21 protein-coding genes are annotated in these 19,829 nt (G+C 69.9%); 8 read left to right on the top strand and 13 right to left on the bottom strand.

Annotated elements, in window-relative coordinates; all coding sequences use genetic code 11:
* Window positions 1-135: 135 nt before the first annotated feature.
* From rpmF to AB0I43_RS14740, 3 genes are read right to left on the bottom strand one after another with little or no spacing between them, the layout of a single operon-like run.
* Window positions 136-306 carry a 50S ribosomal protein L32 gene (gene rpmF / locus AB0I43_RS14750; RefSeq protein WP_356973280.1) on the bottom strand — a complete coding sequence of 57 codons (171 nt, stop codon included), beginning with the start codon at window positions 304-306 and terminating at the stop codon, window positions 136-138.
* Between the two features lies 1 nt (window position 307).
* Complete coding sequence (locus tag AB0I43_RS14745) at window positions 308-577, bottom strand: type B 50S ribosomal protein L31 (RefSeq protein WP_356973279.1); 270 nt, start codon at window positions 575-577, stop codon at window positions 308-310.
* Window positions 574-1,863: a GTP-binding protein gene (locus AB0I43_RS14740; protein ID WP_356973278.1), complete on the bottom strand. Its 1,290-nt coding sequence runs from the start codon at window positions 1,861-1,863 to the stop codon at window positions 574-576. Before AB0I43_RS14740 ends, AB0I43_RS14745 begins: the two co-directional genes overlap by 4 nt.
* Window positions 1,864-1,964: 101 nt before the next feature.
* Between AB0I43_RS14740 and rpmB the strand changes: the two genes are divergently transcribed.
* The 4 genes from rpmB to rpsR are packed head-to-tail and all read left to right on the top strand — an operon-like array spanning window position 1,965 to window position 2,970.
* A complete protein-coding gene (gene rpmB, locus AB0I43_RS14735) occupies window positions 1,965-2,201 on the top strand; it encodes a 50S ribosomal protein L28 (RefSeq protein WP_356973277.1) in 237 nt (78 codons plus the stop codon).
* A 9-nt stretch (window positions 2,202-2,210) separates the two neighbouring features.
* Window positions 2,211-2,381, top strand: a complete 171-nt coding sequence (gene rpmG, locus AB0I43_RS14730; protein WP_194815936.1) for a 50S ribosomal protein L33 — start codon at window positions 2,211-2,213, stop codon at window positions 2,379-2,381.
* Complete coding sequence (rpsN, locus tag AB0I43_RS14725) at window positions 2,381-2,686, top strand: 30S ribosomal protein S14 (RefSeq protein ID WP_356973276.1); 306 nt, start codon at window positions 2,381-2,383, stop codon at window positions 2,684-2,686. Before rpmG ends, rpsN begins: the two co-directional genes overlap by 1 nt.
* 29 nt (window positions 2,687-2,715) lie before the next feature.
* On the top strand, window positions 2,716-2,970 hold the full coding sequence (rpsR, locus tag AB0I43_RS14720) for a 30S ribosomal protein S18 (protein WP_036540059.1): 255 nt from the start codon (window positions 2,716-2,718) through the stop codon (window positions 2,968-2,970).
* Between the two features lie 60 nt (window positions 2,971-3,030).
* Here the strand turns inward: rpsR and AB0I43_RS14715 are convergent, their stop codons facing one another.
* Window positions 3,031-3,576 (bottom strand): LysM peptidoglycan-binding domain-containing protein, encoded by a 546-nt coding sequence (locus AB0I43_RS14715; RefSeq protein ID WP_356973275.1) that lies wholly within the window; start codon window positions 3,574-3,576, stop codon window positions 3,031-3,033.
* A gap of 178 nt (window positions 3,577-3,754) precedes the next feature.
* Between AB0I43_RS14715 and AB0I43_RS14710 the strand changes: the two genes are divergently transcribed.
* Window positions 3,755-4,210 carry a hypothetical protein gene (locus AB0I43_RS14710; protein WP_356973274.1) on the top strand — a complete coding sequence of 152 codons (456 nt, stop codon included), beginning with the start codon at window positions 3,755-3,757 and terminating at the stop codon, window positions 4,208-4,210.
* 1 nt (window position 4,211) lies between these two features.
* Here the strand turns inward: AB0I43_RS14710 and AB0I43_RS14705 are convergent, their stop codons facing one another.
* From AB0I43_RS14705 to sucC, 7 genes are all read right to left on the bottom strand, one after another.
* The gene (locus tag AB0I43_RS14705; RefSeq protein ID WP_356973273.1) at window positions 4,212-5,783 is read right to left on the bottom strand and encodes a family 20 glycosylhydrolase; all 1,572 of its coding nucleotides are present in this window, start codon (window positions 5,781-5,783) and stop codon (window positions 4,212-4,214) included.
* A gap of 120 nt (window positions 5,784-5,903) precedes the next feature.
* Window positions 5,904-7,508, bottom strand: coding sequence for a bifunctional phosphoribosylaminoimidazolecarboxamide formyltransferase/IMP cyclohydrolase (purH, locus tag AB0I43_RS14700; protein WP_356973272.1), 1,605 nt, complete (start codon window positions 7,506-7,508; stop codon window positions 5,904-5,906).
* A complete protein-coding gene (purN, locus tag AB0I43_RS14695; RefSeq protein WP_357432287.1) occupies window positions 7,501-8,163 on the bottom strand; it encodes a phosphoribosylglycinamide formyltransferase in 663 nt (220 codons plus the stop codon). Before purN ends, purH begins: the two co-directional genes overlap by 8 nt.
* A gap of 283 nt (window positions 8,164-8,446) precedes the next feature.
* Entirely contained in the window at window positions 8,447-10,066 is a 1,620-nt protein-coding gene (locus tag AB0I43_RS14690) for a DUF6350 family protein (RefSeq protein WP_356973271.1), read from the bottom strand.
* 305 nt (window positions 10,067-10,371) lie between these two features.
* Window positions 10,372-11,379, bottom strand: coding sequence for a DUF5336 domain-containing protein (locus AB0I43_RS14685; protein ID WP_356973270.1), 1,008 nt, complete (start codon window positions 11,377-11,379; stop codon window positions 10,372-10,374).
* 185 nt (window positions 11,380-11,564) lie between these two features.
* A complete protein-coding gene (gene sucD / locus AB0I43_RS14680; RefSeq protein WP_356973269.1) occupies window positions 11,565-12,467 on the bottom strand; it encodes a succinate--CoA ligase subunit alpha in 903 nt (300 codons plus the stop codon).
* A 28-nt stretch (window positions 12,468-12,495) separates the two neighbouring features.
* Window positions 12,496-13,662, bottom strand: coding sequence for an ADP-forming succinate--CoA ligase subunit beta (gene sucC / locus AB0I43_RS14675; RefSeq protein ID WP_356973268.1), 1,167 nt, complete (start codon window positions 13,660-13,662; stop codon window positions 12,496-12,498).
* A gap of 517 nt (window positions 13,663-14,179) precedes the next feature.
* On the opposite strand from sucC, the gene AB0I43_RS14670 reads away from it, so the two are divergent.
* Together AB0I43_RS14670 and AB0I43_RS14665 are read left to right on the top strand one after the other, a co-directional pair.
* Entirely contained in the window at window positions 14,180-15,388 is a 1,209-nt protein-coding gene (locus AB0I43_RS14670) for a M23 family metallopeptidase (protein ID WP_356973706.1), read from the top strand.
* A gap of 64 nt (window positions 15,389-15,452) precedes the next feature.
* On the top strand, window positions 15,453-16,118 hold the full coding sequence (locus tag AB0I43_RS14665) for a nucleoside/nucleotide kinase family protein (protein ID WP_356973267.1): 666 nt from the start codon (window positions 15,453-15,455) through the stop codon (window positions 16,116-16,118).
* Window positions 16,119-16,121: 3 nt separating this feature from the next.
* Here AB0I43_RS14665 and pgi read toward each other — a convergent pair whose 3' ends face one another.
* A complete protein-coding gene (pgi, locus tag AB0I43_RS14660) occupies window positions 16,122-17,759 on the bottom strand; it encodes a glucose-6-phosphate isomerase (RefSeq protein WP_356973266.1) in 1,638 nt (545 codons plus the stop codon).
* A gap of 136 nt (window positions 17,760-17,895) precedes the next feature.
* Here pgi and AB0I43_RS14655 point away from each other — a divergent pair, with 136 nt between their 5' ends.
* Window positions 17,896-19,350: an NAD-dependent succinate-semialdehyde dehydrogenase gene (locus tag AB0I43_RS14655; RefSeq protein ID WP_356973265.1), complete on the top strand. Its 1,455-nt coding sequence runs from the start codon at window positions 17,896-17,898 to the stop codon at window positions 19,348-19,350.
* A 117-nt stretch (window positions 19,351-19,467) separates the two neighbouring features.
* Here the strand turns inward: AB0I43_RS14655 and AB0I43_RS14650 are convergent, their stop codons facing one another.
* Window positions 19,468-19,761: a chorismate mutase gene (locus AB0I43_RS14650; RefSeq protein ID WP_356973264.1), complete on the bottom strand. Its 294-nt coding sequence runs from the start codon at window positions 19,759-19,761 to the stop codon at window positions 19,468-19,470.
* Between the last annotated feature and the right edge of the window lie 68 nt (window positions 19,762-19,829).

The following is a 19,829-nucleotide window of genomic DNA, read 5'->3' as shown; positions in this document are numbered from 1 at the left end:
CGATTTCATCACTGCATGAGGACTTTTACGGTCACCAAAAACCAACTAGCAGTACGCAATTCCCCCAATGGTTATCGGCCCGCTAGCTGGGCTTTCGGAAAAGCTCCAGGTAAATTCCTCGCCAAAGATTGCTGATCAGTTGCTTGGATCGACGAGGCCCAGCCGTACCGCTTTGACCAACCGGCGCGGCACCCGGTGCGTCACACCGGCGACGGTCACCTCCACCAGGTCCGGCGCGGTCGCCTTCCACTGCGCCCGCCGGCTGCGCGTGTTCGACCGCGACATCCGCCGCTTCGGCACCGCCATCTCAGCCCTCCTTGCCCCGGCGCGGCGTGCGCCGGCCGTATTTGCGTTCGAACTTCTCCACCCGGCCCTGTGCGTCCAGCACGCGGCTGGTGCCGGTCCAGAACGGATGCGAATCCGCGGTGACGTCGACCACCAGCAGCGGATAGGTGTTGCCGTCGGACCATTCGACGGTGCGGGTGCCGGTGGCGGTCGATCGGGTCAGAAACCGCTTGCCGGTGCTCTGATCCTCGAAGACCACGGGATGGTAGTCCGGATGGATTCCTGGTTTCACTTGCCTTCTCCTCTCTGAGATTTGGATTGCGCCGGCGCCGATTCCGGGTCGGCGCAGGGATCTTCGTGCCAGGCGCCGAACGGGTCGGACCATTGCGCCACCCGCTCGGGGGCGCGCTCGACCAGGCGCAACTCGTCGTCCTCGACCAGCGCCCAGTGCAGGGCGTGCCGGATGTCGGCCGGATCGGCGTCGTGCGCCAGGATCACCAGCGAGACGTCGCGGTCGCCGAAGGTGTCGTCCCAGCGCAGCGCCGCCAGCGCCCGCCGATCCGGATCCGCCCGCGCCACTTCGTCCGCCGTCATCGCGGCCAGCCAGCGCCCGGCGCCGCCGACGCGCAGTCCGCCGCCCGCCGACTCCAGCCACACCACCTCGTCCGGCTGGGTGGCCAGCCACATCCGGCCGCGGGCGGTGACCACGCCCTCGAACAGCACGTCCAGGGCCTCGTGCAGCCGTTCGGGATGGAACGGGCGGCTCGCGGCGAATTCGACGAGGGTGACGCCGTGTTCGGTGTGCAGCGGCGGCAGGCCGCGCAGCAGCGGCGCGTGCGCGTCGAAGGTGCGGCCGCGGCGGGAACCGGCGGGGATGCGCGTCAGGAGCGTCTCCACGTCCGCGGTGGTGACGGTGGCGAGGTCATCGGTCCAGCGGACGGGCGCGTCGGGCACCAGCCGCGCCAGCACCGCCGTGAGCCGATCCTGGTCCAACGCGTCGACGGGCGGGCCCAGCGCGACCAGCGCATCGGCGAAGTCCACCTGGCCGAGCGCCACCTGCGCGACCGTGCGATCGTCGTCGGCGGCGGCCAATCCGCGCTCGGCCAGCGTCTCGTCGCCGGTCGCGTCGGCCAGCCAGCTCTGGGTGTCCAGGCAGGTCAGCACGGCCTGGACGCGGACCTCGCGAGCCGCGGGCCCGTCGACGCGACCGACGACGCCGGTCACCACCACGCCCTCGATGGCCTGGCACACGGCCTCGGCCTCGAACGCCGGATCCAGCGCCAGCACCACGCGGCGCACCGAATCCCGGGCGGCCAGCCGGCACAGCAGCGGCAGCAGGTCGGCGCGCAGCGTGCAGGAAACGCACCCGTGCGCCAGCTCCAGCACCTCGGTGCTCTCCTGTCCGTCCTGCCAAGTCGTGCGGCGCACGATGCCTTCGCGCAGCGCGCTCAGATCGTGGCGGACCACGACCGTGCCCGCCTGCTCCCCCAGCGCCGCGGCCAGGTGCCGCACGCCCGCGGTGGCGCGTCCCGCGAAGCCCGCGATCAGCACGACCGGCGTGCGTTCGTGAACAGCCACCGGAACTCCTTTCGACAACGATTTCCATTAACCGAAGAGCAACGGTACAGTCTGAATCAGTCGTTGTCGAAAATGATTGTCATCTACTGGAGGGAGCCCGCATGTCGGCCCACTGCCAGGTCACCGGGCGTAAACCCGGTTTCGGCAAGTCCGTGTCGCACTCGCACAAGCGGACGAACCGGCGCTGGAACCCCAATATCCAGCGCAAGACCTACTACCTGCCCAGCGAGGACCGGCGCATCACGCTGACCGTCTCCACCAAGGGCATCAAGACCATCGATCGGGACGGCATCGAGGCGGTCGTCGCCCGGCTGCGCGCCCGCGGCGAGAAGATCTAGGAGGCCGCGATGGCATCGAAATCGACCGAGCTGCGGCCGATCGTCAAGCTGAAGTCCACCGCCGGTACCGGCTACACCTACGTCACCCGCAAGAACCGGCGCAACGACCCGGATCGCATGGTGCTGAAGAAATACGACCCTGTCGTGCGCAAGCACGTGGACTTCCGGGAGGAGCGCTGATGGCGAAGAAGTCGAAGATCGCGCGGAACGAGCAGCGGCGAGAAGTGGTGGCTCGCTACGCGGCTCGCCGCGCCGAGCTGAAGGAACTGATCCGCAAGCCCTCCACTCCCGAGGAACAGCGGGCCGAGGCGCGGAGCGCGCTGCAGCGCCTGCCCCGCGATGCCAGTCCGGTACGATTGCGCAATCGGGACGCCGCGGATGGACGTCCGCGCGGTCACCTCCGGAAGTTCGGACTCTCCCGTGTGCGTGTGCGCGAGATGGCCCACCGGGGCGAGTTGCCCGGTGTGAGCAAGTCGAGCTGGTAAACCACCGATCCCGCCAAAAGGAACCCGATATGGCAGTCAAACGAGCACCGTCGAAGAAGGTTCGCGCCGAGCAGGCCCGCAAGCCCAAGAAGAACCCGCTGATCGCCGCGGGGATCGAAACCGTGGACTACAAAGACGTGAACCTGTTGCGCACCTTCATCTCCGACCGCGGCAAGATCCGCAGCCGGCGCGTCACCGGGCTGACCCCGCAGCAGCAGCGGCAGGTCGCCGTCGCGGTGAAGAACGCCCGCGAGATGGCGCTGCTCCCGTTCACCAGCCGGTAGTCCCACACCGACGACAGCGGGCCCCGAACTCCTTCGGGGCCCGCTCGTTCGTTTCCGGGGTTACGGAATCTTGAGTTCCTGACCCGGCTGGATCGAATCCGGGTTGTCGATGCCGCTGGCGTTGGCGATCTCCTGGTAGCGGTTGCCGTCGCCCAGGAAGCGCTCGGCGATCGCCCACATGGTGTCGCCCGGTTCGACGGTGTAGGTCTGGCCGCCACCGCCCGCCGGTGCGGCCGCCGCCGCGGGCTCCGGCTCCGCCGCGATCGGATTGTCGGTCTTGGTGTCGGTGGCCCAGACCGCGCCGCCGTCGCCGCCGTACAGCACCACGTTGCGATCGGCCTGCACGGTCAGCCGGTCGACGCTCTTGCCGTTGGTCTCGGTGGACCAGGCGGCCGAGCCGTCACCCTTGTAGAGCACGAAGTTGCCGTCGTCCTGCAGCACCGCCCGCTGCACGTCCTGGCCGTGAGTCTGGGCCGCCCACACGACGTTCCCGCCCGGCTCGGACAGCACCAGGTTGCCGTCCGGCTGCAGCGCGAGCGTGTAGGCGCCGCCGGTGAGGGATTGACCGAGCCCGAGTTCTTCGCCGACGCGCAGTGTGTCGCCCATGATCGTCCTTTCGCCGAAATGCGGAATACCTGCCAGGGCGCCGCCCGCTCGGGGCGCGCACGGGGGCGAATCTAGCGTGCACCGACGGCCGCGCCGGGGATTCCGCCCAGCGATTTGCCGAACAATAACCGCCGTGCCGGATCCGGGGGCTGCGGCGAACTGGATTAGGCTCGCCCCCATGCATCGGACGCGGGCTGCCCGCACTCTCCTGCCCGCCCTGGTCCTGGCGCTGGGCCTCACCGGCTGCGGCGATTCCGGTACCGATGGCGCGCAGCGGAATTCGAGCGCGACGAGCAGCAGCGCCGCGGCCACGCCCACCGAGGACGCCGACGCGAAGCCGGGCAAGATCTTCACGGCGGACCCCACAATCGTTACCCCGCACCCGATTCCGTTCACCTCGTGGCAGCGCGTCGTCCCCGACCGGATCGCGATCAACTTCCAGACCGGCAACCCCGCCTGCTACGGCGTGGACGCCACCACCACCGAATCCGGCGAGACCGTCACCATCGAGCTGCGCTCGGGCACCCGCGCCGACGCCGTCGGCCGGATGTGCACCATGGAGGTCGTCTTCGGCACCCTGGAGGTCACGCTGCGGGCGCCACTCGGCGACCGGAAAGTGCTGAGCGCGAGCTGAATCAGGAGATCGGTTCGGCGATCGCCTCGGCCAGCGCCGTGAATTCCGCGTAACCGGTGGGATGGGGCGGGCCCCAGGTCTTCTGCGCCAGCACCCGCAGCGGCACGGTGATCGCCGCCGCGATCTGCTCCGGCGTCCGCGCGGTGGGATCGTCGCACCAGACGTGCAGACCGGAACCGAGATTCGCGGCGTTCTGCGCGGGCGTGAGCCGGGAGCCGTCCACGAACACCGCCGGATCCCACAGCTCGTAACCGAACACCGGCGGCTGGTTGGCGACCACGGCGGCCGGGCCGCCGGCCACGAAGTAGGTCGGCAGGAACGCGGCGTTCTTCACCTGATGTCCGGCGGCGATCAGATCCTGTGGCGTGCGGGCGGTTCCGAAGAACGGCAGCGGTAGCTGCGCGACGCCGGCGCGGCTCCAGTAGTCGATGACGATGTCGCCGCCGATCGCGAGCGTGCCCGCGCCCGTGTGCAACCCGTCGTTCCAGATGCGCGGCCGTTTCCCGTGCGCGCGCACGATATCGGCCCCCCAGTTGATCAGCCCGAGCAACGCGTCGACCGGTTCGGCCTGCGGACCGTAGGCCGCGCGCGCATACGCTCCCAGCTGTGGATAGTCCTCGTAGCCGCTGACTTTCAGCCCGTCGAGCAGGAACTCGTCCGCGCCGAGATGCCAGTACCGCCCCGGGAACAGCGGCAGGAACTCCGCCAGGATGTCGCGCATCAGGTCGTAGCTGCGCGGGTCGGAGATATCGATCGCGGCGTCGGAGACCACGCCCGCGGCGCTGCGCAGTTTCAGTTCCGGGTAGGCGGCCAGAATGCCGTTCATGTGGCCCGGGAAATCGACCTCGGGCACGATCTCGACCTGGTACCGCGCCGCGTAGGCGATCAGATCGCGGATCTCCTGCTTCGAATAGTGCTGCGCCGCAGTGATGGCCGGGTGCCGGGTGCTCTCCAGCCGGAATCCGAAGGTGTCCGACAGGTGCAGGTGCAACACATTCAGTTTCAGCATGCCCATGCGCCGGATCTGGGCGCGCACCAGGTCCGGGGGCAGGTACTGCCGCCCCACGTCCAGCATCAGGCTGCGTTCGGCGTAGTCGGGCCAATCGGTCACGACGCCACCGGGAATCGGGGCCGCACCGCGCAGCAGTTGCAGCGCCGAGCGGGTGGCGTAGAACGCGCCGGCCGCCCCGGCGCCCTGCAACTCCAGGGTCGGGCCGACCACCATCCGGTAGCTCTCGAGCGTCTCGGGCGCACCCGGCACCGGCCCCAGGCGCAGCACGATGTCGCCTGCCGCACCTGCCGAACCCGCCTGCGCGACAACGTCCTTGCCGGTGGCCGTGCGCAGCCCGTCGGCGAATTCCGCGGCGGTGTCACCCAGTACCGCGTCGGAGTACAGCACCCGTGCCCGCGCGCCCAGCACGAACTCCGCGTCGCCGCGCACCCAGTTCTTGGCCGTGGGAACCGTCCGCGGTGCGATCGGCTCGGCCCCGGCCCGGCCGTCGTCGGCGACGGTGAGCGCCGAGAACGTCACCGCCACGATCACCGCACAGCGCGCGGCCGCTCCCTGGAACATGCGGTCAGCCTACGAAATCCGCATCGGAAATCCGGGCAATCGGCGGCAGCGCGTTTCCGGGACCGGAGACGGCGAACGCCACGCCGGACGGTACCGGCGTGGCGTTCGAACGGGCCGCGCTCAGTGCGCGAAGTGCCGAGATCCCGTGAGGTACAGGGTGATGCCCTGCTCCCGGCACAGCTCGATGGTGTCCTTGTCGCGGATGGAGCCGCCCGGATGCACGATCGCGCGCACCCCGGCCGCCGCCAGGATCTGCGGGCCGTCCGAGAACGGGAAGAAGGCGTCCGAGGCCGCGACCGAGCCCTTGGCGCGGTCACCGGCGCGCTCCACGGCGAGCTTGCAGGAGTCGACGCGGTTCACCTGCCCCATGCCCACGCCGACGGCGGCGCCGTCGTTGGCGAGCAGGATGGCGTTGGACTTCACGGCCCGGCAGGCGCGCCAGGCGAATTCGAGGTCGCGCAGCGTCGCCGCGTCGGCGGCCTCGCCCGCGGCCAGTGTCCAGTTCGCCGCGCTGTCGCCTTCGGCGTCCAGGATGTCGCGCTGCTGCAACAGCACGCCGCCGCTGATCGGGCGCAGCTCCGCGCCGGCCCGCTGCGCGGGTTGCGCCACCAGCACGCGCACGTTCTTCTTGCGCTGCAACACTTCCACCGCGCCGTTGGCGTACCCCGGGGCGACGACGACCTCGGTGAAGATCTCGGCGACCTGCTCGGCCATCTCCACCGACACCTCGCGGTTGGCCGCGATCACGCCGCCGTAGGCCGAGACCGGATCCGTGGCGTGCGCCTTGCGGTGGGCCTCGGCGATGTCCGCGCCGATCGCGATGCCGCACGGGTTGGCGTGCTTGATGACCGCGACGGCGGGCGCGTCGAAGTCGAAGGCGGCGCGCCATGCCGCGTCGGCGTCGGTGTAGTTGTTGTAGGACATCTCCTTGCCGTGCAGCTGCTCCGCCTGCGCCAGGCCCGCCGGGCCGCCCTCGCTGGTGTAGAGCGCCGCGGCCTGGTGCGGGTTCTCGCCGTAACGCAGCACGTCCGCGCGGGTCCAGGTGCCGCCGACCCAGGCCGGGAACTCCTGCGCCGCCGCGGCTTCCGGCGCGGCGGCCGGGACCGCCACGCTGGTCATCCAGCTCGCCACGGCCACGTCATAGCTCGCGGTGTGCTGAAAAGCCTTGGCCGCGAGCGCCGTCCGCTCGGGGAGGGTGAACCCGCCGGCCTGCACGGCGGCGAGCACCTGGTCGTAGTCGCCGCTGGAGACCACCACCGCGACCGACGGATGGTTCTTGGCGGCGGCGCGCACCATGGACGGGCCGCCGATATCGATCTGCTCGACGCACTCGTCGACCGACGCGCCGCTCGCGACGGTCTGGGTGAACGGGTAGAGGTTCACCACCACCAGCTCGAACGCCGCCACGCCCAGCTCGGTGAGCTGGTCCAGGTGGTCCTGCTTGCGGGTGTCGGCCAGAATGCCCGCGTGCACCCGCGGGTGCAGGGTCTTGACCCGGCCCTCCAGCGTCTCCGGGAACCCGGTCAGCTCTTCGACTTTGGTGACCGGAAGGCCGGCCTCGGCGATCTTGCCCGCCGTCGAACCGGTCGACACCAGCTCGATTCCGGCGGCGTGCAGACCGCTCGCGAGCTCGATGAGCCCGGTCTTGTCGTAGACGCTGACCAGCGCGCGCTTGATCGGACGGCGTCCGGCGGAGCCTCCTGCCATCCCCGTGGGCTCACTCATGAGGTATTACTGCCTTTCGTCCGTCGGAGACAATGCCTCGGGTAGCGACGGCGGCGACAACCTCCGCCAGCAACCGCCGCTCGACAACCTTGATGCGCTCGTGCAGGCTCGCCTCGTCGTCGCCGGGCAGCACGGTGACCGCCTCCTGCGCGAGGATCGGCCCGGTGTCCACGCCCGAATCCACCAGGTGCACGGTGGAACCGGTGACCTTCACCCCGTAGGCGAGGGCGTCGCGCACCCCGTGCGCGCCCGGGAAGGCGGGCAGCAGCGCGGGATGGGTGTTGATGATCCGGCCGCCGAAGCGCGCCAGGAACGCGGGGCCCAGGATCTTCATGAAACCGGCCGAGACCACCAGATCCGGCTGGTACACCTCGACCGCCGCCGTGAGCGCGGCGTCCCACGCGGCTCGATCGGCGAAGTCCGGCAGGGCCACCTGGAAGTGCGGGATGCCGGCGGTCTCGGCGTGGCCGGTGGCCGCGCAGGGCCGGTCCACGCCGACCGCCACGATCCGCGCCGGATACTCGGCCGCCCCGGCGGCCGCGAGCAGCGCGCGCAACAACGATCCGGTGCCCGACGCGAGCACGACGACGGTGGCCGGTGCCGCGGTGGGCACCCACGGGACAGTCGAAGACGTCAGGGCTCTACTCCTGAGAATCGGGACCGCCGAAGCTGTGCGGGCTCCGGCACGTCGACGCGCGCGGACTGGACGAGCTCCTGCGCATCGGACTACCGGGGCTGTGCGGCTCCGGCGGATCGGGACGCCGGGGCGGTGCAGCTCCTGCGAATCGGGGGCCGGGCGGGGCTGGGTAGCTCCTGCGATTCGGTGGGGCGACCGAGGAGCACCCTCTGCCGCCGACGTAGAGCCTAGTGGGGTGGGTCAGCTCACTTTCGACCGGTTACCGGCTATGTGGCACGCTCCGCGCGCTGGGGCTCGAGCGTCACCGGCTGCGGAAGTACGGGCGCGGGTCCGGATCCGGCTCGGGATCGGGGTCCACCTCGCTCGCCTCGACCACTTCCGCGTCCACGATGTCGGGCGTCGCCGCGCCCGCCTCGGCCTGGCCGACGGCCGCGACCTCCTCCTCGACGAGTTCGCCCTCCATCTCGACCTCGAGGTCGGGGCCGTCGTAGTCGGGGTAGTCGTCGTCGTAGTAGCCGTCCTCGTGGTAGCCCTCGTCGTGGTAATCGTCCTCGTGCTGCCCGGCCTCGTCGTCGTAGTAGCCGTCGTCGTCGTAGGCGTGCTCGTCGTAGTCGCCGTGCTCGTCGTAGTAGCTGTCCGCCGCCTCGGCCGGCGCCGCCGGTCCGAAGGCGGGCGCGGTACCGACCGGCACCACGAACCAGCGCGCGAACATCAAACCCGCGTATCCGGCGAGGGCCAGCCAGCCGAACGCCAGCAGGCCGAACAGCGGCAGATCCAGCCCGACCCGGCCGAAATTGCCGAGCGCACCGCCGCCGATCGCGCCGAGCAAGGTCAACGCCATGCTGACCAGCGCGGCCGAGACCAGCGTCGCCCACGGCGACCTCGCCTGGTCCGGCGAAGTGCGCCCGCAGTCCAGGCCGTTCAGCACCCCGGCGGCCGCGGGAATCAGCAGCAGCACCAGCCACCAGGCGGCGGCCGGCCCCTCGGGCAGCGCCGCGAGCACCGGGACCGCCGGAACCGGGCCGCCGACAACGGAGAACAGGCTGATCGACACGTCACCGACGTGCGCGCCGGCGCCGAACACGACGCCGACCGCGCCCAGCGCCACGTTCGGCAGATAGGCCAGCGACAGCAGTGTCAGGCCGAGCACGCCCACCGCGTTGCCCGCGGGCTGGTAGGTGTCGCCGATGCGGGACCAGTGCAGGAAGAACGACAGCACCGTCACCGCGAGGCCGCAGGCGAGCAGGCGCAGCAGGGTGCGGCGGGCGGCGTAGCCGGCCGCCATCGACCACTCGGGCAGGTCCAGCCGCGCGAGCAGTTGCGGGCCGGAACGGCTCGCGATGCCGCCGCAGGCGGCGAGCAATTGCAGGCCGAGCACCCAGCCGAAGGCCGCGAGCGTGTTCGGCGGCTGCAGCGCGACGACGCCGGAGGCGTCCTCGGCGACGGCGGAGCACACGGCGGTGACCAGGATCGGGCCGCCCACCGCGGCGCCGATCAACCAGGCCAGATCGGCGCGGGAACTGTTCGGTTCGACCGCGCGGGCGCATTCGCGCCAGGTCAGCCACAGCACCAGCCCGGTCGGCAGCAGCGGCAGCAGGCCCAGATCGGTGGTGCCGATCACCAGCGGAACCTGGTGTGCGGCAAGCCAGCTCGCGGCGATGGCGCCGGCGGCGCCGGTCAGGCCGCTGCGGGCGGTCAGCAGGGTGGCGAAGACGAGCACGACGATCGTGGTCAGCGCCAGCGCAGCGGGGCGCGCGGCCACCAGCAGCAGAGCCCGGCCACGTTCCGGGGTCAGCGCGAGAAAGGCGGTGTCGTCGCCGGAATGGGCGGTGCGGCGGGACTTGGCCGAGGCGGTCTCGCCCTCTCCCTCCCGGCGGGGGCCGCCGGTCCAGCGTTCGAGACTGTTTCTGGAGGAGTTCATGCCCGCACCTCGCCGCGCTCGGCTCCGCTCGCTGCTCTCGAACGGCCGTGCGCCCCGTGGCGATCACGCCGTTCGCGCACGGACCGCGCCGCGCTGCGCCCGAATCCGGCACGAACTCCCGACAAGCCGCGCATATCGATGAGGTCACTCCGTTCGCTCATAAGGCAATTCAGCGTGTCAGCTTTCCCCCGCGCAGGGGGCCAGGCGCGCCGCGAGCACCCGCCCCACATCGGGGTCGGGTGCTCGCGAAGAGGGTGCGGGCGCCGGGGTGACGATCTCGCGTGCGCCCCAACGCCGCTCACCGGCTACTGCTGCTGGTCGTCCGTGGGACGGAAGGCGCGGGTGGCCTTGTTGGCCGGATCCTCGCCCTGCTCACCGCCGAACGGCTGCTGCTGGCCGTAGCTCGGCGTGCCGCCGTACTGGCCCGGCTGCGGGGCGCTGAAGTGCTGCGTGGCGCTCTCGTCCGGGCGCGGCTGCGCGGTCTGGCCGTACTGCGAACCCGCCTGCTGCGCACCGTATCCGGGCTGCTGGCCGTAGGACTGCTGGCCGTAACCGGCCTGCTGCTGGCCCGGCTGGCTCTGCTGGCCGTAGGAGGGCTGGCCGTAGGACTGCTGCTGTTGCTGCTGCTGGTATTGGCCGCCGGTGGAGCTGCCGTACCCGGACTGCCCGAAGGACTGCCCCGCCTGGCTCTGCCCGCCGAAGGACTGCTGGCCGTAGGGCTGACCCGGCTGGCCCTGGCCGCCGAAGGACTGCTGGCCGTAACCGCCCTGCGGGGAACCGTAGCCGCCCGGCTGAGCGGGCTGGGCCGGCTTGGGCGCCGGCGGTTTCACGATGCCCAGGTCGAACAGCACCACGGCGGCGGCGAGACCCGCCTGCACGAGCGCCAGGAAAAGCAGTAACCAGGCGCCGAAGCCGGACTCCAGGCCCTCACGCAGGGTGAAGGTCTGGGCGGCGACACCGAGGAAACCGGCGACGGCCGCGGCGCCCGCGAGCACCTTCCAGTTCTGGTCGGGCAGCAGGGACGCGCCCGCGAGCAGACCACTGAACAGCAGCAGCGCGAGCACGCCGACCAGGCCGTATTCGAAACCGCTGATGCTGGTGTCCGAGATGGACGCGTACGGCAGGAAGCCGAACAGGAAGTTCAGGACACCGAGCGCGGCGACACCGACGAGCAGGAAGAACGGAAGCCCTTTGCCCTCGGACCCGGACGCACTCGCACCTGAACCGCCGCCGCTGGCCGGCTGGCCGAGATTGCTTGGTGCGGAAGGCGTTGCGGGTGTGTTGTACCCGGAGCCCCCGGTCGGGTATGACATGTCGTCGTCTCCTAGGTCGATCGTTTTCGTGCTGCGCACGTCTGGAACCTCTCTTGACGCTACTGCACTCGCTCGCCCAGGTCACCCTCAACCAGTCCGAGGATGCGCGGTAGCCCCAAATACAAAGGCCGCCCTCAGGTTCTGAGAGCGGCCTTCGTACGGATTTGCTGTTCAGGCTGTGATCTCTAGCCCTTTTCCAGGATCTCGCGAGCCAGCGCGGCGGTCGCGGACGGGGTCTTGCCGACCTTCACGCCCGCGGCCTCCAGAGCCTCCTGCTTGGCCTGGGCGGTACCGCCGCCGCTGGAGACGATGGCGCCGGCGTGGCCCATGGTCTTGCCCTCGGGCGCGGTGAAGCCCGCGACGTAGCCGACGACCGGCTTGGTCACGTTCTCCTTGATGTAGGCCGCGGCCCGCTCCTCGGCGTCGCCGCCGATCTCGCCGATCATGACGATGAGCTTGGTCTCCGGGTCCTTCTCGAACGCCTCGATGGCGTCGATGTGGGTGGTGCCGATGACCGGGTCGCCGCCGATGCCGATGGCGGTGGAGAAGCCGAAATCGCGCAGCTCGTACATCATCTGGTAGGTCAGCGTGCCCGACTTCGAGACCAGGCCGATCGGGCCCTTGCCCGTGATGTTGGCCGGGGTGATGCCGACCAGCGCCTCGCCCGGGGTGATGATGCCGGGGCAGTTCGGGCCGATGATCCGGGTCTTGTTGCCCTTCTCGACGTTGTAGGCCCACGCGTAGGCGGTGTCCTGCACCGGGATGCCCTCGGTGATGACCACGAGCAGCGGGATCTCCGCGTCGATGGCCTCGATGATGGCGTCCTTGGAGAACTTCGGCGGCACGAAGGCGATCGACACGTCCGCGCCGGTCTCCTTGATGGCCTCTTCGACGGTGCCGAAGACCGGCAGCTCGACCGCGTTGCCGTCCTTGTCGACGTGCGAGACGGTGGTGCCGGCCTTGCGCGCGTTCACGCCGCCGACGACCTGGGTGCCCGCCTTGAGCATCAGTGCGGTGTGCTTGGTGCCCTCGCCGCCGGTGATGCCCTGGACGATGACCTTGGAGTCCTTGTTCAGGAAGATAGACATTCTGTGTTTGTCCTTAACTCGGCCGTCGTTAGCGGGCGGCAGCCAGTTCGGCGGCCTTGTCGGCGCCTTCGTCCATTGTCTGCGCGAGCGTCACCAACGGGTGGTTCGCGTCGGCGAGGATCTTGCGACCCTCCTCGACCCGGTTGCCGTCGAGCCGGACGACCAGCGGCTTGTTCGCCTCGGAGCCGAGGATCTCCAGCGCCTTGACGATGCCGTTGGCGACCGCGTCACAGGCGGTGATGCCACCGAAGACGTTCACGAACACACTCTTGACCTGCGCGTCGCCCAGGATGACGTCCAGACCAGCGGCCATCACCTCGGCCGAGGCGCCGCCGCCGATGTCGAGGAAGTTGGCGGGCTTGACGCCACCGTGGTTCTCGCCGGCGTAGGCGACGACGTCCAGGGTGGACATGACCAGACCGGCGCCGTTGCCGATGATGCCGACCTCGCCGTCGAGCTTGACGTAGTTGAGGTCGTTCTCCTTGGCCTTGAGCTCGAGCGGGTCGGTCGCGTCGATATCGGCGAACTCCGCGTGGCCGGGCTGCCGGAACTCGGCGTTCTCGTCCAGGGTGACCTTGCCGTCGAGGGCCAGGATCTCGCCCTCGGGGGTGCGCACCAGCGGGTTGACCTCGACCAGGGTGGCGTCTTCACCGATGAAGACCTCCCACAGCTTCTGGATGGTCACGGCCGCGGCGTCGAGCACCTCGGCGGGCAGGTGGCCCTGCTCGGCGATGGAGCGCGCGAACGCGAGGTCGACGCCCTTGACGGCGTCGACGGGAACCTTGGCGAGGCGCTCGGGGGTCTTCTCGGCGACCTCTTCGATCTCCATGCCGCCTTCCACCGAGCACATGGCCAGGTAGGTGCGGTTGGAGCGATCCAGCAGGAAGGAGATGTAGTACTCCTCCGCGATGTCCTTGGCTTCGGCGACAAGGATCTTCTTGGTGATGTGGCCCTTGATATCCAGGCCCAGGATGTTCGACGCGTGCGTGAACGCGTCCTCCGGGGTGGCGGCGTACTTCACGCCACCGGCCTTACCGCGGCCGCCGACCTTCACCTGGGACTTGATCATCACCGGCTTGCCGATTTCCTCGGCGATGGCGCGGGCGTCCTCGGCTGTATCCGTGACGCGGCCCTCGGACGAAGGCACTCCGTGCTTAACGAAGAGCTCCTTCGCCTGATATTCGAAGAGATCCATGTACTCACCGTCTCGTCTGCGTTGCTATGACAACGTCTTTGTTGGCGGCCCGACGTCGGAAGCGGGTCGGGTCGGACTCTAACCAGTCACATGGAGGGCCAATCGGCCACGTTCATCCTAAGTGGCGCAGGTCACGGGCAGATACGGGGCGTGACAAAACCGCTGGCCAACGCTACCCGCGAGTAGGTTATTGACGGCGCGCCAGGTAAACCGGGACATCCCGCCCGTGACGGCGCTAGTACTACGCCACGTCGTCGGATAACCTCACCAGAGTGCCCCGCCGAGCGTGAGTCGTATCGTGCTGTTACCGTGATGAATGTCACATGTTTGGCCCGATCGGGCGCAACGCTTGCGGACCCTGCAATCGTTTCGTTACCGTCATTGCGGTCGATGTCACAACTCGGTCACAACCAGGAGGACGGCAAGCTTTGACGCACAGCAGCACTCCACAGGTTCGCCGTTCCCTGTGGGCTCGGATTCCTTCTCGTTCCACCAGTTTCACGATGTGGCATCGCCGATGAATCACCGCTCCACCCTCGCTTCCGGACATCGCGCTCGCACGGGCCATCGTTATCGCGACGACAACGAGCCCTTCGCCGTAGCCGATCAAGGAAAACGCTCCTTCCCGTCGTCCAACAGCCGGTACGCCGCCGCGGCCCCCGCCGCCGAGCCCGCACACGAGCAGTACGACGACTACGCCGCCTACGACAACGGCGGCTACGACTCCAACGCCTGGGCCGCCGACAACGAATGGGCCCAGCAGGATTCCTGGTCCGACGGCGGCGCCTGGGCCGCCAACGACAACTGGCCGCAAGACCAGACGCCGTGGACTCCCCCGGCCGAGGACACCTGGTCCCCCGAGCCCGAGAACACCTGGGCCCCCGCCGCCGACGAGGAATGGCCCGCCGAATCCGGCGCCGACTGGACCCCGGACACCACCGGCGAGTGGGCTCCCGACTCCGGCGAGCTCCCCGTCACGCCCAAGGCCCGCCGCGGCGGCGCGCATCGCATGCCCGCACCGCCGGCCGCCCTCAAGGGGCGCGCCGCGGTCGTCGCGGTGGCCGCCGGTGCGGTCGTGGCCGCCGGGCAGTGCGCGATGGCCTCCCCCGAACAGCCTTCCACCAGCATCGATTACGAAGCCTCCGGCCAGATCCACGAGATCGCGGCACAGTCGGTCAGCATGGCGGAGCCCGGCGCGTCCATGGTGTCGCCGCAGGTGCTCAACGTGTCCGCGCCCGCGAACTTCGGTCAGTTCTCCGACATCCTGGAGAAGGGCCGCAAGTACGCCGAGGATCTCGCCGCCGCCGAGGCCGCCAAGCTACGACCGCTGTTCTCGCGGTTCGCCGCGGGTAACTTCACCTCCGGTTACGGCGCCCGCTGGGGCGTCCAGCATCTGGGCATCGATGTCGCCGGTCCGATCGGCACCCCGATCTACGCGGTCGCCGACGGCACCGTGATCGAGGCGGGCCCCGCCGCCGGCTTCGGCATGTGGGTGCGCCTGCTGCACGACGACGGCACCGTCACCATCTACGGCCACATCGACACGGCCACCGTCTCCCAGGGCCAGCGGGTCATGGCGGGCGACCAGATCGCCACGATGGGCAACCGCGGCTTCTCCACCGGCCCGCACTGCCACTTCGAGGTCTGGCTGAACGGCGTCGACAAGGTCGACCCGGTGCCGTGGCTGGCCACGCGCGGCATCTCCCTGGGCGTCCAGCGCGATTGACATCGCGGCACTGAATATTCGTTGCTCCAACTGATTTCACGGCGGCGCGGGTAGCGTTGCCGGGATGACGGCGATGTCCTGGGGTCAGCTTGCCGATCGAGTACTGACAGCCGCCGGGCCGGGCCGCTATCTGGTCGGCATCGCGGGGCCGCCCGGAGCCGGGAAATCCACATTCGCGACAGGTTTGCGCGATTCCCTCAACACCCGCGAGGGCGCGGCCGTCGCCGAGATCGCGCCGATGGACGGCTACCACCTGAGCAACGCCGAACTGCGGGCCGCGAACAAGCTGTCGCGCAAGGGCGAGCCGGACACCTTCGACGCCGCCGGATTCGTGGAGAACCTGCGCCGCCTGCGCGACCTGCCGCTGGGCAGCCCCGTGCCGTGGCCCACCTTCGATCGCAGACTCGACGAACCGACGCCCGGCGGCATCGTCTTCACCGACCAGCGCATCGTCGTCGCCGAGGGCAACTATCTGCTGTTCGACGACGCCGACGGGCAGGAATGGTCGGCGGTGCGCAAATTGCTGGACGAGTGCTGGTACCTGGACGCCGATCGGCGGCTGCTGGAGAAGCGGCTGCTGCGCCGGCACATCCGCGGTGGCCGCACCGTCGGCGCGGCCCGGGCGAAGGTGCACGAGAGCGATTTTCGCAACGCGGACCGGATCGCCGCCACCCGCGGCCGCGCGGATCTCGTCCTGCGCGGCCACCAGGGGCGGTACTACCTCGAATAACGCCTAGCGCTGGTCGCGATACCAGGCGATCAGCGCGTCGGTGGAGGAATCGCCCTGGGAGGCGGGCTTTTCCGCGGAGGTGAGCAGCGGGGCCAGTTCCAGCGCCTGCTGCTTGCCCAGCTCGACGCCCCACTGGTCGAAGCTGTCGACACCCCAGATCGTGCCCTCGACGAACACCTGGTGCTCGTAGAGGGCGATCAGCTGACCGACCACCGACGGGGTGAGCTGCGGTGCGAGCAGGGTGGTGCTGGGGCGGTTGCCCGGCATCACCTTGTGCGGCACCACGGCCGGATCGGTGCCCTCCGCGGCGATCTCCGCCGCTGTCTTGCCGAAGGCCAGCACCTTGGTCTGGGCGAACAGGTTGCTCATCAGGATGTCGTGCATGCTGCCGGTGCCGTCGCGCGTGGGCAGATCGTCGGTGGGGCGGGCGAATCCGAGGAAATCGGCCGGGATCAGCCGGGTGCCCTGGTGCAGCAGCTGATAGAAGGCGTGCTGGCCGTTGGTGCCCGGCTCGCCCCAGAAGATCTCACCGGTGGAGGTGCTGACCGGGGACCCGTCGGCGCGCACCGACTTGCCGTTGGACTCCATGGTGAGCTGTTGCAGATAGGCCGGGAAGCGCGCCAGATCGTTCGAATAGGGCAGCACCGCACGCGATTCCGCGCCGAAGAAGTTCGAGTACCAGACACCGAGCAGGCCGAGCAGCACCGGCGCGTTGCGCTCCAGCGGCGCGGTCGCGAAATGCGTGTCCACGGCGTGCATTCCGGCCAGGAACTCCGCGAAGCGCTCCTTGCCGATGGTGGCCATCACCGACAGGCCGATCGCGGAATCCACCGAGTAGCGGCCGCCGACCCAGTCCCAGAAGCCGAACATGTTGGCGGTGTCGATGCCGAATTCGGCGACCCGCTCGGCATTGGTGGACACCGCGACGAAATGCTTGGCGACCGCGTCCTCGCCCAGCGCGGCGACCAGCCAGCGCCGGGCGGCGGTCGCGTTGGTCAGCGTCTCCAGCGTCGAAAACGTCTTGGACGCAACGATGAACAGGGTGGTCGCCGGATCCAGGCCGGTCAGTTTGGCGACCAGGTCGGCGGGATCGACATTGGAGACGAAGCGCGCGTCGATGCCGGCGTCGGCGTAGTGCCGCAGCGCGCGGTGCACCATGTCGGGGCCCAGATCCGAGCCGCCGATGCCGATGTTCACCACGGTCGTGATGCGCTCGCCGGTGGCGCCGCGCCACTGGCCCGAGCGCAGCGCGTCGGTGAATTCGCCCATGCGGCGCAGGACTTCGTGCACCTCGGCGGCCGCGTCGGCGCCGTCGATGAGCGCGGGCTCGCCCGCGGGCAGGCGCAGCGCGACGTGCCCGACGGCGCGGTCCTCGGAGGTGTTGATGTGCTCGCCGCGCAGCATCGCGTCCCGGCGCCGCGGTACCCCGGCCTCCTCGGCCAATTGCACCAGCAGGTGCAGGGTTTCCCGGGTGACGCGGTGCTTGCTGTAATCGATGTGCAGATCACCGACCGCGACCGTCAGCTCACGGCCGCGCTCCGGATCGTCGGCGAAGAGCTCTCTGAGGTGCCGCTCGGCCACGCTGGCGTGGTGCTCGTGCAGTTTCCGCCAGGCCGCCGATGCGGTGATGTCGCTGCTCACGAGTGCCGAGGTTACTGCCAGCCGCACGCGCGCGCACGGAAACCACCCCTCCGGCGCCGTCCGGGGATGCGCTGCGGCACAGTCCGCGTCGGTTTTCCTGCGCCGCGGCGGCGGGCACGCGGCCTAGGCTGGGCCCATGGTGTCCAAGAGCGAACTCCTGCAATCCGTGCCGACGCGCCTGTGGATCGGCGGCCCCGTCGAGGCCGGCGGCGGCGGCACCTTCGCGGTGCGCGACCCGGCCACCGGGGACGTGCTGACCGAGGTCGCCGACGCGACGCCCGAGGACGCGGTCAAAGCCCTCGACGCCGCCGTCGCCGCCCAGGCCGACTGGGCCGCCACCCCGTCCCGGGAGCGCGGGGAGATCCTGCGCGCCGTCTTCGAGCAGCTGACCGCCCGCGCCGAGGAATTCGCGCTGCTGATGACCCTCGAGATGGGCAAGGCGCTGCCGGAGAGCCGCAACGAGGTGCGCTACGGCGCGGAGTTCTTCCGCTGGTTCGCCGAGGAGGCCGTGCGGGTGCACGGGCGCTATCTGCACGCACCGTCCGGCACCGGCCGGATCATGGTGCACAAGCAGCCGGTCGGGCCGTGTCTGGCGATCACACCGTGGAATTTCCCCCTGGCGATGGGCACCCGCAAGATCGGGCCCGCGCTGGCGGCCGGCTGCACGATGATCGTCAAGCCCGCCTCCGAGACTCCGCTCACCATGCTCGCGCTGGCGCAGCTGTGCAGCGCGGCAGGCCTGCCGGACGGCGTCCTGTCGGTGATCACGACCAGCCGTTCCGGGGCCGTCACGCAGCCGCTGCTGGACGATCCGCGGCTGCGCAAGCTCACCTTCACCGGATCCACCGGCGTCGGTAAGAAGCTCGTTCAGCAGGCCGCGAACGGTCTGCTGCGCACCTCCATGGAACTCGGCGGCAACGCGCCGTTCGTGGTGTTCGACGACGCCGACATCGACGCCGCCGTGCAGGGCGCGATGCTGGCCAAGCTGCGCAACGGCGGCGAGGCGTGCACCGCGGCCAACCGCTTCCACGTGCAGAACGGCGTGCGCGAGGAGTTCACCGCCAAGCTCGTCGAGGCGATGTCGGATCAGGTCCGTCTGGGCCCGGGCTCCGACCCGGAGACGACGCTGGGCCCGCTGATCAACGAGGACCAGCTCGCCACCGTGACCGAACTGGTGGGAGACGCGGTCGCCGCGGGCGCGCGGGTCCGGCTCGGCGGCAAGGCGCCCGGCGGCGCGGGCTGGTTCTATCCGGCGACGATCCTCACCGAGGTGCCGCCGCACGCGCGGATCCTGCGCGAGGAGGTGTTCGGCCCGGTCGCGCCGATCGTCGGCTTCGACACCGAGGAGCAGGGCGTCGCCGCCGCCAACGACACCGAATTCGGCCTGGTCGCTTACGTTTACACGCGCGATCTGGACCGGGCGCTGCGTATCGCCGAGGGGCTGGAGTCAGGCATGGTGGGCGTCAACCGGGGCGTCATCTCCGACCCGGCCGCGCCGTTCGGCGGCGTCAAGGAATCGGGCTTCGGCCGCGAGGGCGGCACCGAGGGCATCGAGGAGTACCTGAACACCAAGTACATCGCCCTGACCTGAGCGGAAAAAACGACCGCCCCGGGGTGCATGAACACCCGGGGCGGCCTGGGGAAACGGTTGTCTTGCTGCAGACACCGCAAGGTTCGCGGGGGCCTGGGCGGCCCCCGGGGGCAGAACTCAGTGGCCGAGGCGGCCGCGACCGAGACGCAGGAGCAGCATGGCCAGGGTGTGCCCCTCCTGGCCGAGCTCACTGAAGCGTTCCAGCACCTTCATTTCGCGGCTGTGCACCAGCCGCGGGCCGCCCGACGCCATCCGAGTACGGCCGATGATGCGCGAGACCTCGGTGCGCCGCTTGATGGCGGCCAGGATCTCGGCGTCGAGCTGGTCGATCTCCTTGCGGAGCTTGTCGATCTCAGCCTCGCTCTGCGGCAGCGCCGCATCGGAGCCGTGCGTCGTGGCAGGGGTGCTCATCATTCATCTCCTCGTGTCAGAACATGGATCGGCTGGCGCGCGCGGGCTGTTACCGTCCGTTCCGGTTC

The organism is Nocardia sp. NPDC050435, from assembly GCF_040655395.1.
In the GTDB taxonomy this organism is placed as follows: domain Bacteria; phylum Actinomycetota; class Actinomycetes; order Mycobacteriales; family Mycobacteriaceae; genus Nocardia.
Note: the sequence above shows the minus strand (reverse complement) of the source record. Positions and strands in the feature narration are given on the sequence as shown.